At 37.8% G+C, this 14,728-nt stretch carries 14 protein-coding genes and 2 tRNA genes; 9 read left to right on the top strand and 7 right to left on the bottom strand.

Annotated features, from left to right (window positions below; translation table 11 throughout):
• Positions 1 to 83 precede the first annotated feature (83 nt).
• The 5 genes from B9T30_RS02970 to B9T30_RS02950 form a co-directional block, all read right to left on the bottom strand.
• Positions 84 to 158: transfer RNA gene (locus B9T30_RS02970), tRNA-Gln, on the bottom strand.
• A 26-nt stretch (positions 159 to 184) separates the two neighbouring features.
• Positions 185 to 259, bottom strand: a tRNA-Gln gene (locus tag B9T30_RS02965).
• 1 nt (position 260) lies between these two features.
• Positions 261 to 1,091, bottom strand: coding sequence for a 4-(cytidine 5'-diphospho)-2-C-methyl-D-erythritol kinase (gene ispE, locus B9T30_RS02960; RefSeq protein ID WP_086183690.1), 831 nt, complete (start codon positions 1,089 to 1,091; stop codon positions 261 to 263).
• A 21-nt stretch (positions 1,092 to 1,112) separates the two neighbouring features.
• Positions 1,113 to 1,694, bottom strand: coding sequence for a lipoprotein insertase outer membrane protein LolB (gene lolB, locus B9T30_RS02955; protein ID WP_086183689.1), 582 nt, complete (start codon positions 1,692 to 1,694; stop codon positions 1,113 to 1,115).
• A gap of 8 nt (positions 1,695 to 1,702) precedes the next feature.
• Positions 1,703 to 3,415 (bottom strand): hypothetical protein, encoded by a 1,713-nt coding sequence (locus tag B9T30_RS02950; RefSeq protein ID WP_086183715.1) that lies wholly within the window; start codon positions 3,413 to 3,415, stop codon positions 1,703 to 1,705.
• A 78-nt stretch (positions 3,416 to 3,493) separates the two neighbouring features.
• On the opposite strand from B9T30_RS02950, the gene hemA reads away from it, so the two are divergent.
• Entirely contained in the window at positions 3,494 to 4,777 is a 1,284-nt protein-coding gene (gene hemA, locus B9T30_RS02945) for a glutamyl-tRNA reductase (RefSeq protein WP_086183688.1), read from the top strand.
• Positions 4,778 to 5,036: 259 nt separating this feature from the next.
• On the opposite strand, the gene B9T30_RS02940 is transcribed toward hemA, so the two are convergent.
• Both B9T30_RS02940 and B9T30_RS02935 read right to left on the bottom strand, forming a co-directional pair.
• Positions 5,037 to 6,953: a DNA primase gene (locus B9T30_RS02940; RefSeq protein ID WP_086183687.1), complete on the bottom strand. Its 1,917-nt coding sequence runs from the start codon at positions 6,951 to 6,953 to the stop codon at positions 5,037 to 5,039.
• Between the two features lie 202 nt (positions 6,954 to 7,155).
• Positions 7,156 to 8,172, bottom strand: coding sequence for an outer membrane protein assembly factor BamD (locus B9T30_RS02935; RefSeq protein ID WP_086183686.1), 1,017 nt, complete (start codon positions 8,170 to 8,172; stop codon positions 7,156 to 7,158).
• A 71-nt stretch (positions 8,173 to 8,243) separates the two neighbouring features.
• Between B9T30_RS02935 and rluD the strand changes: the two genes are divergently transcribed.
• From rluD to B9T30_RS02895, 8 genes are all read left to right on the top strand, one after another.
• On the top strand, positions 8,244 to 9,296 hold the full coding sequence (rluD, locus tag B9T30_RS02930) for a 23S rRNA pseudouridine(1911/1915/1917) synthase RluD (RefSeq protein ID WP_086183685.1): 1,053 nt from the start codon (positions 8,244 to 8,246) through the stop codon (positions 9,294 to 9,296).
• A 37-nt stretch (positions 9,297 to 9,333) separates the two neighbouring features.
• Positions 9,334 to 10,074 carry a peptidoglycan editing factor PgeF gene (gene pgeF, locus B9T30_RS02925; RefSeq protein WP_086183684.1) on the top strand — a complete coding sequence of 247 codons (741 nt, stop codon included), beginning with the start codon at positions 9,334 to 9,336 and terminating at the stop codon, positions 10,072 to 10,074.
• A gap of 39 nt (positions 10,075 to 10,113) precedes the next feature.
• Positions 10,114 to 10,665 carry a flavodoxin family protein gene (locus B9T30_RS02920; RefSeq protein WP_086183683.1) on the top strand — a complete coding sequence of 184 codons (552 nt, stop codon included), beginning with the start codon at positions 10,114 to 10,116 and terminating at the stop codon, positions 10,663 to 10,665.
• 115 nt (positions 10,666 to 10,780) lie between these two features.
• The gene (locus tag B9T30_RS02915) at positions 10,781 to 11,857 is read left to right on the top strand and encodes a helix-turn-helix transcriptional regulator (RefSeq protein ID WP_171264106.1); all 1,077 of its coding nucleotides are present in this window, start codon (positions 10,781 to 10,783) and stop codon (positions 11,855 to 11,857) included.
• 17 nt (positions 11,858 to 11,874) lie between these two features.
• A complete protein-coding gene (locus B9T30_RS02910; protein ID WP_086183681.1) occupies positions 11,875 to 12,660 on the top strand; it encodes a hypothetical protein in 786 nt (261 codons plus the stop codon).
• Positions 12,661 to 12,674: 14 nt separating this feature from the next.
• Positions 12,675 to 13,397 carry a PD-(D/E)XK nuclease family protein gene (locus B9T30_RS02905; RefSeq protein ID WP_086183680.1) on the top strand — a complete coding sequence of 241 codons (723 nt, stop codon included), beginning with the start codon at positions 12,675 to 12,677 and terminating at the stop codon, positions 13,395 to 13,397.
• A gap of 28 nt (positions 13,398 to 13,425) precedes the next feature.
• Positions 13,426 to 14,100, top strand: coding sequence for a hypothetical protein (locus B9T30_RS02900; RefSeq protein ID WP_086183679.1), 675 nt, complete (start codon positions 13,426 to 13,428; stop codon positions 14,098 to 14,100).
• Between the two features lie 2 nt (positions 14,101 to 14,102).
• Complete coding sequence (locus tag B9T30_RS02895) at positions 14,103 to 14,708, top strand: hypothetical protein (protein WP_086183678.1); 606 nt, start codon at positions 14,103 to 14,105, stop codon at positions 14,706 to 14,708.
• Positions 14,709 to 14,728: the final 20 nt, after the last annotated feature.

The following is a 14,728-nucleotide window of genomic DNA, read 5'->3' as shown; positions in this document are numbered from 1 at the left end:
CCGAGATCAAAACCCGGTGCCTTACCACTTGGCGACGCCCCTAAATTTGATCACTGTAAATTGATTTAAACAATAAGTTTAAATGGCAGGGGCGGCTGGATTCGAACCAACGGATGCCGAGATCAAAACCCGGTGCCTTACCACTTGGCGACGCCCCTAATACAGTAATCTACAGATGAAATGATGGCAGGGGCGGCTGGATTCGAACCAACGGATGCCGAGATCAAAACCCGGTGCCTTACCACTTGGCGACGCCCCTATCATATAACCTTGAAATGATGTACTGGTGATTCATTTAAACCATTAACCAAGTAAGCTTTACAAGGCGAATGTGCTAAAATCTCATCAATATTCATGTCGCTAGTTACTTCAGTAAAAACACAAGCACCTGTACCTGTAAGTTTTGCAATACCGAACTGGTCTAAATACTGCATCGCTTCATTCACTTCTGGATATAGGCTTCTCGCTAAAGGCTCAAAGTTATTTCCAAAATTAAATGGTGTTAACTGATAGGCGCAAAATGTAGAGGTCTTCGTGTTTCTTGTCAATGTTTTTTGCGAAAAAAGCAATTGAGTGCTGATAAAACAATCAGGTTTTAACACGATGTATTTTTTTTGTTCCAAGTCTATGAATGTTAAGTGTTCACCAATGCCTTCAGCCCATGCATTGCGGCCATAAACAAAAATAGGGACGTCCGCACCGAGTTTGACACCCAACTCAGCCAATTGTTCAATACTTAAACCGCATTGCCACAGTTGATTGACCACAATAAGCGTCGTTGCCGCATTTGAAGAACCCCCTCCGAGTCCTGCACCCATAGGAATGTTCTTTTCTACGTGAATAGACAGCCCTGTTATTTTTTGAGCATAGGGTTTCAAGATTTGTGTGGCTTTGTAGATTAAGTTTTGTTCTAGGTCGACGCTATTTAAGCCATCAATTGAAATTTGCAAGTCATCTGTTTGAGTGAATTCTAGCCAGTCGTTTAAGTCTATCAGTTGAAAAATAGTTTGCAATTCATGATAACCATCATCACGACGACCTGTGATATGCAAAAAAAGATTGAGCTTGGCAGGAGAGGGGACACGAATCATAGCGTTTTGAACTTTTAAGACTTAGCGATTTTGAATAATCATTGTAATACGATTTTCTTGACCCGACTCAAGTGCTTGCTTCAAAATTAGTTTGTTTGGCAATTGGGCTTGGTCATTATAACTTAAATCAACTGTCCAGCCGTCTTCCAAAAATTGGGTTGGACGATTCAGGTCATCTTTGTTGATTTTAACTTGTGTTGTTGCAGGTTTAGCTTGAACCCAATCGACTAAATGGGTGATTGGTGCTTGCCAACCCGTGGCGCGTTCAAGCAGTTCTTCAGCTGTTTCGGCTTCAATGAGCCCTGTTTTAGAGCTATTTAGGCTGACTTCACCGGGTTTGCCCGATATTTGCGTTTTACCAACACCTAAAATTCCGCTTAATTCAATATCAAACTCATCTTGTTGTTGTACCCACGTGAAAAAGGCACTGCCAGATTGCCCTGGTGTTTTCACCCCGATTTTACCCTGAAGGTTGAAGTTGTTTGCAGCTTCAGGTGTTTGAGCTACGTTTGGCCCTTGAGGCTGGGTATATTGTTGACAACCCGTCAGAATGAGTGTGCTTGTTGCAATTAAGGTTAAGCTGAATTTTGAAAAAATATGCATAAAGTGTATTAACTCTTTTTCATGTGTGGCGGTAACAATAGCGACTTCAATTGTTCTAATTGAGGATCATTAGGATGTTTTTTTTGTAATTGTTGTAACACATGATTAAATTTTGTTAGATCGCCTTGCATGTATAACGATTTTGCATAACGCACACCAATGTTGATATTTTGGCTAATTTCATAGGCTTTTTCCAAAACCAGAGCCGAGGTTTTAAAGTCATTTTGTAAAAATGTAATATAGCCGAGTGTATCTAAAATTGAAGCTTGGTCTGGTGCGAATTCCAATGCGTGTTCAACATACTGCCGTGCTTCATCTAAACGTCTGTTTTGTAAAGCCAGTGTGTAGGCATAAGCATTCAGATAGGTTGGACTATTGGGTTCGATTTCTAATAGTTTTTTCAATAATTTATCAAGTTTATCTTTGTCTTGATAGGGGTCGAGTAATAGAACTTCCGAATAGATTAGTTCAGGATCATCAGGCACGTTTTTTATCGCTTCATCTAATAAACGCATAGCCGCTTTTTTGTTGCCCATTCTTTTTAAAATGTCGGCTTGCGCTTGATAAAGAAAGCTGGCTTGTTGTGGGTAATTGACCCGTTCTTGGGTTAAAAAACGTAAAGCATCGCTGAGTTTGTCTTGCTCGGAAAAAATATTAATCATATTGCGGCGTGAAACGGTATATAAGCTGCCATCCACCAAACGATAATAGGCTTTTGCTGTTTCAAAATGTTGCTTTCTTTCAGCATTGACCGCCAAATAATAATAGGCTTCATTTTGATATTGTGCGGAATAGCGTAGCTCAACCAAGAACTTTTCAGCTTTCTCATATTCTTCTAAATCAATACTGGTTAAGCCTGCAATAAACAGTGCTTCATCTTCATGTGGCCATTTCTGTAAAATGTTTTCGAGTTTATCCAGTGCTTGTTTAGATTGATTGATTTTAATCAGATATTTAACTTCAGCTAAGCGAACTTCTAAATTAGATTTATGTTTTTGGCTGGCTTTGTTATACCATTTCAGCGTTTCTTCGTCGTTGCCTAAAGCACTGAGTAAATTGGCTTTCATTAAAATAAAACCCGTCACTTTAGGGCGTTTTTTGAGTGCACGATTTACCGTGACGAGTGCTTGTTCTAGCTGTCCATGTTGAGCTTCTAAACCTGCAATCAGCACCAAGACTGAAGGGTTGTCTCTTTCTTTGCTTTTGCGTAAAGCGTCGAGTAAAAATTCTCGATCTTCAGGTTCTTCAGGAGCGATACCGACCAAAATCTTTTCTAAGTCTGCATCGGGGTCAATATTTAAAATTTTATCCAGTGTTTCAGATGCCAGTTCATACTCATGTGCTTTGAGGGCAATATGTGAAAGATAAAATAAAGCGGGGACATCTGTAGGTTCTTGAACCACCCAATGGGTGGCAATATCCAGTGCAGCTCTGAGGTCATTTTGTTCTAATGCGACATTTAAAGCCCGCTGTTTCACCGTGGTAGAATTGCTTTTAATTGCAAGCACAGTATAGTTGTGTAATGCTGTTGGTATGTCATGGTAGGTCAGTGCAAATTCGGCAATCATGCTTTGTTTTATGGCATTATAATTTGAATTGGCATGATAAATTTCTCCAGATGCTCTAATATGAACACTAGAAGCCATGCTACCCACAAGTAAGAATGTGGTAGAATATTGCTTAATTGTCGCGCCGTTTATTCGGCTGTTTGTTTGACGCAATTTTTCTTGATCCAAGTAATGCTTTTTATGACACCAATATTGCACAATAGCATAAATTTAGCGAAATGATGATCTGATATGTCTTTCTTTGCATTGGGTGTCAACCATCAAACCGCTTCTGTAGAGCTGCGTGAGCAAGTTGCATTTAACCCTGAAAAGTTAACGCAATTACTTGCAGAGCAAAGCCAAAACCGTGACTTAAATGACATGGTTGTGGTTTCTACATGTAATCGAACTGAAGTTTATGCCATGTCTGATAATGCGGATATGGTAATGAATTGGCTCGCCCAAGCAAATGGCATAGATGTTAAACAATTGTTTAATCATGTATATCGTTATGAAAATGCGCAAGCTGTAACACATTTGATGCGTGTTGCCAGTGGGCTTGATTCCTTAATGTTGGGTGAACCGCAAATTTTAGGGCAAGTGAAGTCTGCTCTTTCTTTGGCTAAAGATGCACATACTGTTTCTCCTCGTTTAAACCGAATTTTTGAATATGCTTTTTATGCAGCCAAGCGGGTGCGTTCGGAAACGGCTGTGGGGAGTCATGCAGTTTCCATGGGTTATGCGGTTGCTCAGCTGGCTTTACAGGTGTTTAGTAAGCCTGAAAAGCTGACGGTCATGGTGGTTGCTGCGGGTGAAATGAATAGCTTGGTGGCGAAGCATTTGGCAGAAATGGGTGTGGGTAAAGTTTTAATTTGCAATCGTACAGCCGCACGTGCTGAAACTTTGGCGCAAGAAATCGCTCATCGAGTTGATGTGGAAATCATTGATTTTTCAGCGTTGGCAGAAAACTTATACCGTGCAGATGTGATTTCTAGTTGTACTGGAAGTTTGCACCAAGTGATCTCTTATGCTGATGTTAAAATCGCCTTAAAAAAACGGCGTTATCAACAAATGCTTTTGGTGGATTTGGCTGTACCGCGTGATATTGAGCCTAAAGTTAAATCTTTAGATGGCGTATATTTATATGGTGTTGACGATTTACAAAGTGTGATTGATGACAATCTTGCACAACGTCGCCAAGCGGCTGTTGAAGCAGAAGTCATGGTGAATCAGTTGGCAACAGAGTTGCTGACCCAACAAAAAGTTAAAAAAGCGGGTGGTACAATTCATGCTTACCGTGCGCAAGGTGAAGTATTAAGACAAGAAGAATTGGCTTTAGCGATGATGCGAATGGCCAATGGTGAAAATGCTGAGCAGGTTTTACAGGAATTTTCTCATCGCTTAACGCAAAAATTATTGCACCCAACTTCTATTTTATTGCGTGAAGCAGCGAAAGTGGAAGATCCTGCATATTTTGAAATGTTGCAGGAAGATTTGCAAGATGTGGTAGCCAAGCGTCGTAAGGCAAAGCACTAAAATAAATTAAGGTTGATATTTATAGTGCCTCATATTGTTGTGAAAGGTTAAAAAGATTTTGTGTAGGCGATGCCTTCCTTTTGATGGTTCAAAAGTAACAAAACCCTTTATTTGTCAGATGGTATGTCCCTGTAATCACTGACTAACGAGCGACATTCATGTCGCCAGTCAAGTATTCTAAATATTTTTGTAATATCAAAATAAGTTTAATGCATTACCGTATTGAGATTATGTGATCTATTTATTCAAAAATTAAAATTTAATCGTCTAAAAGTGTCAGTGATCTTTTTTTATCAATTTCATAAATTTGATGTTTTAAATTTCTCATTTCAGCAATGCTGGTAAATTTTTTCGATTTAATTTTTTGTTGTAAGCATTGGTATTGTAATTTAATAGAAAAATCTTCAGCAAGTTTGTCGGCTTGCTCAGGTGATGAGGTGTAATCACTGATATTGGCTTGAGGTAAAATGTGCTGTAAGTCGTGGTGAAAGTTGGCACATGCACCTAGAACATAATACTGAGATAGCTCTGTATCATCGGGTAAATCATCAAAAATCGTATTAAAAATATTTAAAATTTTAAATAATAATTGATTGTGTGAAATTAAAGCACGTAGGGGTTCAAAGTGAATATAAAGATAGGGGTGATTCATTAAAATCGCAATCACATATTCCTCAGCATCAATTTTGGTGCTAAAGCTTAAGGATGCATCGTTGTTGACTTGCGGTTGCCATTTGCGGCTATAGCCAAGCTTTTCACGGAAATATTGCTGTAGTAAATAACGATAAGAACCATGTTTGGGTAATAGTTCAGTGAGCTGTTTTAACTCACCCATCACCTGACTTTTACCTTCAGGTGATGTGCTGTTATGATTCTGAGTTAAATGCGCAAAAATAAACTCGGACAATAAAGGCGCAGTTTGTAACATCCGTTGAAAGCTTTCTAAACCTTCACGACGAATTAAAGAGTCTGGATCGTGATCATTAGGGAGTACGAAAAACTTAAGTTCGCGACCATCATTGAGTAAAGGTAAGGCAATTTCCAAAGTTCGTCTTGCTGCTTTTTGCCCAGCAGCATCACCATCGAAAGCAATGGTAATACGATTATTTTGCTTAAATAAAATATTTAGATGTTCAGTATTACTGGCGGTTCCCAGTGTTGCAACCGCGCCATAGATGCCATATTGCTGTAAAGCAATTACATCCATGTAGCCTTCAACCATTAACCAATCGTGCGCTTTTTGTTTGCGTCCTTCATATAAACCATATAGCAGTTGGTTTTTGTGGAACACTTCAGAATCGGGTGAGTTAATATATTTGGGTTTGATTTCATCATTCAGCGCACGACCACCAAAACCGACTACGCGACCTTTGGGATCCCGAATGGGAAAGATGACTCGATCACGCAGTAAATCGAAGTCTCGACCTTTGTCGCTGGTACGAATGAGTCCCAGTTGTCTTAAGCCTTCAATGTCATAAGGAAATGCTTTTTCCAAATGCTGCCAATCTTCAGGGGCATAGCCTAAACGCCAGTATTGAATGGTTTCTATACTTAAGCCACGTTGTTTAAAGTATTGTTGTGCGGTCTGACTGTGGGGTAATTGCTGCGCATAATACAGCGCAATATTTTCCAATAAATCGTATAGGTTGCCATCTTGAACCGTGTTTTGATCAATCGGATCAAATTGTTCAAATGCGGCAAAAGGATCGTTATGATTAAAATGTTGCTCTGAATAGGCATCATTTTGAAATTCTTCAAAAGGGTCGTTACTGCTAAAAGCAACATTTGGCGCAGGTTGCTCTACTATAGCTGCGGGAGTTGCTTGAACGCTGACCGGTTTTTTGATTTCGCGCTTATAAGAGAGGCGTTTTGAATCTTGATTGTCTTTCGGTAACTCGATACCTGTTTGGCTAGAAAGATCCTTCATTACATCGACAAAATTACGTCCGTCAATGTCCATTAAAAAGCGAATGGCATTGCCGTTGGCTTGGCAGCCAAAGCAATGGAAATATTGTTTGTCGCGATAAACATGAAACGATGGTGATTTTTCCTGATGAAAAGGGCAGCAACCAGAATAGGTGCGACCTGTTTTCTTAAGTTTCACGCGCTGACCAATCAGATCGACAATATCTGTGCGATCTAATATTTGATCAATCGTGTGTTGAGGAATAGCCATACGTATGCAGTCGAGTTGAGATCTATCTATTAAAAATGACTGACGAATCAGAGGTCAGAATTTACGCAGAATGAAAGTGCGCAAGCAGTTAAAGGTTAATTTGTATACCTTTTGCACAAAATGATCAATATGATCAGTTAAAATAACAAAAGGGCAAGTATGATAACTTGCCCTTCATGAAAATGCGAACAATAAGCTTGGCTTATTCAGTTGCTGGTGTTTCTTTTGGCATTTCTTGTTTCGGTGCTGGAATGTTGCTTTCTGCTTGTGGACGATCGAGTAAACCAAAACTTAAACGATTGGTGATACTCGGTTTTTGAGTATCGTCAGAACTTTGATTTTGTTCTGTATTCGTTGATGTTTGAGCTTCACGTCCGAAAACACCTAAAGTTGCACGGTTCAACCAGCTGCCTTCACTGCGTGCAGCACGAAGATTCACGCTACCATCAGATTTGACTAAGTTTGGATAATTTAGCTTTAACACTTCAATATATTGTTTTGAAGTGGCTTGATCACCTAATTTGTCATAACCATAGGCAATCGTGGCTAAAGCTTCAGGTACTTGAGGGGTTTGAGGGAAATGTTCAATCACCCATTGAGAGCGCTCAACAGCGGCTAACCATGCTTTACGCTTAATGTTAAAACGTGCCGCATTCATTTCACTTTCAGCCAATTCATTGCCAATAAATTTCATCCGTTGTGCTGCATCTACAGCATAAGTGCTAGATGGGAAGCGACGAATGAAATCAACAAAGTTTTGATAGGCTACTTTTAAATAGCTGACATCACGGTGTGCTTGTTTTAATGAGGTGTAACGTAATAAGCCATCATAGTTCTGTTCCATATTCGCGACACCACGAACATAGTAAGCATAGTCCACATTTGGATGTTGTGGATTTAAACGAATAAAACGTTCAGCCAGTGCAATTGCACCTTCATAATCTTTTTGTTGGAATTTAACATACAATAATTCTAATTGAGCTTGCTGTGCGTAGTCACCTGTAGGGTAATAGGTGTCTAAAGCTTCTAGATGCGTTGCAGCATCGGTATATTGCCCACGTTCGAGCGCTTTTTCTGCTTTTTGAATATAAACTTGCTCGCTAGATTGTGGTCCTGTATCCACAATTTCTTTCTTCGGATTACTGCTACAGCCTACTATTGCCGTTGCAACGCCTAAAGATAAAGCAAGCATTGTCATTTTATAACGTGGTAACGACATAAAAATTCCTCTGTTAGTACTGGCAATGAGCTACAATTGCGCTATTAAACCACTTTTGTCTGAATGAGCAAATGAGTCAAGCACAATCTTCTAACTCTAATTTACCTGAAACTGATTTCAATTTACTTGAAGATTCTGAGGATGCAGATAACCATACTTCAGACTCAACTGCAACACGTTTATCGTTGCAATTTCAATTGGATGAAAGCTATTTAGGACAACGTATCGACCAAGTCGCAGCGATAATCTGGAGCGATTTTTCGCGTGAAAAATTGAAACAGTGGCTAAAAGAAGGCCATTTGTTGGCAAATGGTAACAGCGTTAAGCCAAAGTATAAATGTGAAGGCAATGAACTTTTAACCCTTGATGTTGAACTCGAAGTTCAAACTAAGAGCTTACCTGAAAATATTCCACTTAATATCGTGTATGAAGACGACGATATTATGGTGGTGAACAAACCGATTGGTATGGTTGTACACCCAGGCGCTGGTAACAGCTCAGGTACATTGGTGAATGCATTACTTTACCATTATCCTAAGTCAGCGGAATTGACCCGTGCCGGCTTAGTACACCGTATTGATAAAGACACCAGTGGTTTGCTGGTGGTGGCTAAAAACTTAGAAGCACAATTTTCGCTCAGCAAGCAATTGGCGAAGAAAACGGTTTATCGTGTTTATGACTTAATTGTTTACGGCAATATTATTGCAGGTGGAACCATTGATGAACCAATTAAACGTCATCCTGTCGATCGCGTTAAAATGAAGATCTTGCCAGGTGGTAAGGATGCAGTCACTCACTACAACGTGAAAGAGCGTTTCCAGCATTTCACGCGTGTTCAAGCACGTTTGGAAACTGGTCGTACCCATCAAATTCGTGTTCATTTTAGCTATATTGGCTTTGGTTTGGTTGGCGACCAAGTGTACATGAACCGTGTACGTGTACCTGCGGGTGCTTCAGAGTTATTGGGTGACACTTTACGTGCTTTTAAACGCCAAGCTTTACATGCAGCAAAACTTGGATTAGTTCATCCGCGTTCGGGTGAGGAAATGATGTTTGAAGCACCTTGGCCAGATGACTTCGCTCAATTGGTTGAAGTATTACGCAGTGAAAATAAAGCGTACTAAGTTACTTTGATGTTTGGTGAAGAGTAAGGAAATAGACATGCAATTTGTTCAAGGACTTCCATCAGGTGTATATGTTGGGCAGACACGAGTGCATCATGCAAAAGCTCAATCTTCTGCTCAACCTGAGCTTGTCGGATTTAACTTGGCATTGCATGTCGGTGATGATGCAAAGCGTGTACAACAGCATCGCATGGCTTTGCTGCAAGAGTTTGCAGATTTTGGCGTTAATAAAATGACGTGGATGATGCAAACCCACAGCACCATTTGTCATACGATTAATGAAGAAATTCCGTTTGCAGCATTAGAAGGGGATGGTCTGGTTACTCAGCGTAAAGCCCATGCTTTGATGATGATGACTGCGGATTGTTTACCTGTGGTGCTGGGAAATGCAGATGGCACTGAAGTTGCCAATTTACATGCTGGTTGGCGCGGTTTAGCGCAAGGGATTGTTGAGAACACCATTACTACGATGCAAAGTCAGCCGACTTGGGCATGGCTGGGTGCAGCAATTAGTCAGCCGAACTTTGAAATTGGTGCAGAAGTAAAATTGGTTTTTTGTGCTAAATATCCAGAATTAGAAACTGCTTTTCAAGGTAGTGAAAAAGTGGGTAAGTTTTATGCTGACTTGTATGCGATTGCGCGTTATATTTTGAAACAACAGGGTATTGAAACGGTACTCGGTGGCGATCAGTGTAGCTATCGACAAACGGACGAATATTTTTCCTACCGCCGTGAAGCAAAAACAGGACGCATGGCAACATTCGTGTTTATGGCTTGAAACTGTTAAACTTCATTAAAATTTACTGTTTTTATTGATATGTCTTTATCTTCAAAATCTCTTGCCATCGTTTATCACAGCCCATATGGACATACTGCAAAGGTTGCATCTTTTATTGCTCAAGGGGCTGAGCAAGCGGGTATAGATGTACATTGCATGAACATTGAACATGTGAATTGGGAGATACTAGACCAAGCCGATGCGATTGTTTTGGGTTGTCCCACTTACATGGGAAGTCTGACCTCAGCCTTGAAGCAATTTATGGAGCAATCTTCTAAACGTTGGTTGGCTCGAACATGGCAGGGCAAGCTTGCAGCTGGTTTTACCAATGGCGGTGGTTTAAGTGGTGATAAGTTGGCTGTTTTGCAGCAAATCAATTTGTTTGCCATGCAGCATGGCATGTTGTGGGCAGGTTTACCTTTTATGCCTACGGGGCGTAGCGCGCAAGATATTAACCGTATGTCGAGTTTTTTGGGCTTAATGACCCAGTCCGATAACGCACCTGCTGAGGTCACGCCACCTGAAGGGGATTTGGAAACAGCGGCTCGATTTGGTAAACATCTCGCACTATTGCTGAATCGCTTAAATTAAAATAAAGATTAAAAAAACCTCCAATTGGAGGTTTTTGATATTTTGTTTGTAAGACATTGAATGTCTTTTAAAACTGTTATTCTTAATTGAAACATAAATGAACAGAATAGCAGTCATGGATAAGAAAAATGTAAACCTCGTAAGCCGTGTATTAAAAATTTATAGTGTTTTACCACGTGTACCCAGATCGGCTTTAACAATAGAAGCGTTTAAAGAGCAAGTACGTCATTGTTATGGTGATGACATAGAAGAAAAATCATTAACTAAAGCAATACAGAGAGATTTAGAACTCATTCCCAGTTTACTTTCAACTGGAGAACTTTCTGTAACTGATGGTAAAGGTAGAAAAGCAAAAAAATATCAATTAAGCCAAGATGCTTTCATTGAACAGTTTAATTCTGAGTTAGCTTTGATTTTGGTTATGGCAAATAATTATTTAAGCGAATATTTGCCATACGATATTCAGCAAAATGTAAAAGGCTTTTTTGATGCAGCAACACAGCAATTAACAAAAGATACTCGTTTAGATAATTGGCAATCTCGTTTTCGTTTTGTGCCGTCTGGTTATAGTCAAAATAAAAATAGTCATTATGATTCAAAAGAAATCAAAATAATTTATCAAGCGATCTTAGAAGATGATATTTGGCTTGAAGTTCAATATAGGAAAGAAAATCATTCTGATAGCCAATCATATGTATTGAAGCCTCATGGAATTATTCACTATGGCGATAAACAATTTTTAATTGCTAGCAAAATTATCAAAGGAAAAAGTGAGTTACGTACATTTAATATGCTGAATTTTACTGAAGTTAAAATTATTCCAGAAAAAATTTCAGTAAATATTGATCCCTATGATGTTGACGACTTGGTTGAAGAGCGTGAGTTTGAAGATGCTTTTTTTGATAGGGAAGAATTGGAGCTGTTTTTTGTTTTTCAGGAGGAGTTGTTGGAAGAGCTTGAAAGAAACCCGATAGGGGAAAATCAGACCATTATTCATTTAGAGAGTCAACATTATGAGCTAAGTGTTCGAAGCATAATTACAAAAAGTTGTATGGATTGGTTTATGAGAAATGCGCATTTAATTCAGATTATAGCACCAGATGAATTGCGTGAAGAGATCGTTGATAGGGCATCTATTGCATTAGAAAAAAATGACTTACGTGACCCATTGGCTAGATTTTTAAGTATTTGAATAATAATGGTAAAGTTATGAAAAAAGAGATATCCATAGATACGGTTCTGAATAATTTATCTTCTATTATTCAAATGGGAAATTTTCTTGAAGAAAAAATTGCTGGAAAACTTTTTGAAGATATTGAGACCATGATCTTGAATCAACAAAAACATGATTTTCCTGATATGAAGTGGCAAACGATGATATGGGATGTTTGTGCTAATTTCGAATATAAAGAATTATGGTTTGCTCCAAAACAATGGATTCATTTTGATCAACAGGATGAATTAATTTCAGATAAAAATTTTGATATTTTTGACAGTTATGCTTTTTTCAAACTTACTCATTATGACAGAGGGAGTCATTATAATTCTGATGAAGACTTTAGGATTAATAATAATAGATTTCCAACAGCAAATTTTTTTAGACATGAACAAGGCTATATAACGCTACAATTTTTTCTAAATTATAATCTTATACGTAAACTTTCTTATAAACGCGAAGGTTTAATTAAAGAAATCGCAGAAATGGAAAATTACCGAGAGCTGTGTGAATGGAATTATTTCCGACAGAATACCTTGATGCAATACCAAAAGTTAGCGGGTTTGGGCTTCGAACTCGATAATTGTTCTGCATTTTGGTGGCTTAAGATAGATCAATTGGATTCTAATTTGGTTATTCAAGAGTATAACCAAGGTTTATTGGAAAACTCACTTACACCTATTCAGAATGCTTTAAAAAAGATTAATGAAAACTTTTGGGTATTTGATGAAATGCAACAGAAAGCAAAGCAGTATTATTTAGAAATAGCAGAAATATAAAGGGAACAGAGAATATGGGTTTAAGTGAAACTGAGTTTCATAATCAATTGTTAAATTTTTTTCATGCATGGAGAACATTGCCAGAGCTAGAAAAAGTTGAACAAAATGAAGCTCCAAATTATGAAATAGACATTGCTCAACTCAAGATATTTTTCCAGCAATATAAGGTTGCACAAAAAAGTATTGATGATGTAAAGACATTAGGTATGTATACCAATGTTTGGCTGGTTTCTGGCTTAAGGCAGGATGAGGTTAGAAATACTAAAGTGTTGAAATGGTTGCTAGATTGCAAAGGTGATCATGGGCAGAAAAATAAAATTCTATTGGATTTTTTAAAATTATTACCAGAGAAATTTCATAAGCATAAACCTAGAACCTATTTTACGATTGATGAGAGTTGTCCTTTGGGTGAGCAAAGTAACCGTGTTGATATTGAAATTGATGCTCCAGAATTTCTTTTATTTGTTGAAGTGAAAATCAATGCATTAGAAGGAAAAGAACAACTCAAAAGATATTCGGAAATTGCTAAAGCAAAGGCAAAAGGCAAGGATAAGTTGGTTGTGTATTTAACCAGAGATGGAAAGTTACCATCAGCATATCAAGATGATGAAATATTTTTTCCATTAGCATGGAATAGTATTTCCAATCTGTTAAATCAATATGCAGATAATCAATCATATGAAAATCGTGCAGCATGGTTGATTAAACAATTTTCAAAGCATATTAAAAGTTTTTAATTTTAAAGATAAATAAAGGGATACTTACATGGAACATAAACAAGCTGCAAAATTGATTATTGAAAATATTCAGTTATTAGAACAAGCAAAAAACTTACTTGAAAATGAGGTTCATAAAAATATTTTTGATGTAATTGATAAAGTCATTAAACAATCAGTAGAAGACTTTGATGATGATATGATCGCTTCATGTGATTTTCACGAAGATCAAACATGGTTTTTATCAACTAAATGGAAACAAGAACTATTTAGTTTTGAAGATACTAAAACATGGAAAAACCTATATGCTTTTTATGAGTTAACAAATGAGGGATGCAACGAACGGTCGAATGATTGGTGGTTAACTAACTTTTTTCCTAATGATCTAGATAGAGTGATTTTTAATTTCGCTTTATGGAAAAATGGTTTTAATAAAACTTTAGCAAAAGAATGGAAAGTTTTTGCTATACAAATGAATAATGATCATCCACAAATAGAGGAATTGGGTTTTAAGTTTAATCCAGAAGGAAATTGGTATTTACCAATTCAAAGTTTAGACCAAAAATTGGTGGTAGAAAATTATGAAAATGACACTTTAGAAGATACTCTAAATCCAATTACAGAAGCTTTGGAAGTTGTAAAACATGCGCATCCATATTTTGATAAAATTGTGCAAGCAGCGATTGAAAAGTTTAACTGTGAAGATAATGCAGAGGGAGAATAATAATGAATGAAATTTATTGGGATGATTATCCTTCGAGTTCCGTCGGTTTAGCTATACAAAATGACACATTGGTTTTACTATTTGAAGGTAAGTCGAGTGAATATAGAAAATCTTTTTCAGGGAAAATTACTATAGGGCTACATTTAGAAGAACAAATTTTAGTTGGCTCTCTTTATTATAGATCTGAAGATGGGTTTCAGGAAGAAGTAAGATATAAGTTAATAGGTGCATTTGAAGATGATTCTTGGGAGTTTTTTAGTGGAAGTTGGGAAGAGCAAGGTGAAAGTTATAAATTTGATGCACTTTTAGAACCTATTGAAAAAGGTACTGTAAATATCGAAACTATTGATGAAATGGATATAGTTGAAGACTCTAATAAGCCACGAAGTGACAATGCACAAGCGAGAAATATATCTGAACGTCAAGGCGCTATGCGTCAACGTGCTGCGAGAAGTGACGCTCGTGTGAGAAAGATTCAAAGAAGTATGGAGTTATATTATGGATTGCCGCAAGGTTCAGTGAGATTGGTTAATCCTGATAAAACATTGATACATCCATCTGCAAAAATAGGCACTTTACGTGACCGATGGATTACGGAAGAAATATAGGTTGTGATAGTGAAAAAAGC

It is taken from the genome of Acinetobacter sp. ANC 4973 (genome assembly GCF_002135275.1).
GTDB classification, from domain to species: Bacteria; Pseudomonadota; Gammaproteobacteria; order Pseudomonadales; family Moraxellaceae; genus Acinetobacter; species Acinetobacter kyonggiensis.
This window is presented reverse-complemented; position numbering and strand designations above follow the sequence as displayed.

Coding starts and splice junctions, on each gene's coding strand:
- hemA (WP_086183688.1), top strand. CDS start 3,494: ATGTCTTTCTTTGCATTGGGTGTCAACCATCAAACCGCTTCTGTAGAG.
- lolB (WP_086183689.1), bottom strand. CDS start 1,694: ATGCATATTTTTTCAAAATTCAGCTTAACCTTAATTGCAACAAGCACA.
- B9T30_RS02920 (WP_086183683.1), top strand. CDS start 10,114: ATGTCTTTATCTTCAAAATCTCTTGCCATCGTTTATCACAGCCCATAT.
- B9T30_RS02910 (WP_086183681.1), top strand. CDS start 11,875: ATGAAAAAAGAGATATCCATAGATACGGTTCTGAATAATTTATCTTCT.
- ispE (WP_086183690.1), bottom strand. CDS start 1,091: ATGATTCGTGTCCCCTCTCCTGCCAAGCTCAATCTTTTTTTGCATATC.
- B9T30_RS02905 (WP_086183680.1), top strand. CDS start 12,675: ATGGGTTTAAGTGAAACTGAGTTTCATAATCAATTGTTAAATTTTTTT.
- B9T30_RS02915 (WP_171264106.1), top strand. CDS start 10,781: ATGGATAAGAAAAATGTAAACCTCGTAAGCCGTGTATTAAAAATTTAT.
- B9T30_RS02900 (WP_086183679.1), top strand. CDS start 13,426: ATGGAACATAAACAAGCTGCAAAATTGATTATTGAAAATATTCAGTTA.
- rluD (WP_086183685.1), top strand. CDS start 8,244: ATGAGTCAAGCACAATCTTCTAACTCTAATTTACCTGAAACTGATTTC.
- B9T30_RS02895 (WP_086183678.1), top strand. CDS start 14,103: ATGAATGAAATTTATTGGGATGATTATCCTTCGAGTTCCGTCGGTTTA.
- B9T30_RS02940 (WP_086183687.1), bottom strand. CDS start 6,953: ATGGCTATTCCTCAACACACGATTGATCAAATATTAGATCGCACAGAT.
- pgeF (WP_086183684.1), top strand. CDS start 9,334: ATGCAATTTGTTCAAGGACTTCCATCAGGTGTATATGTTGGGCAGACA.
- B9T30_RS02935 (WP_086183686.1), bottom strand. CDS start 8,172: ATGTCGTTACCACGTTATAAAATGACAATGCTTGCTTTATCTTTAGGC.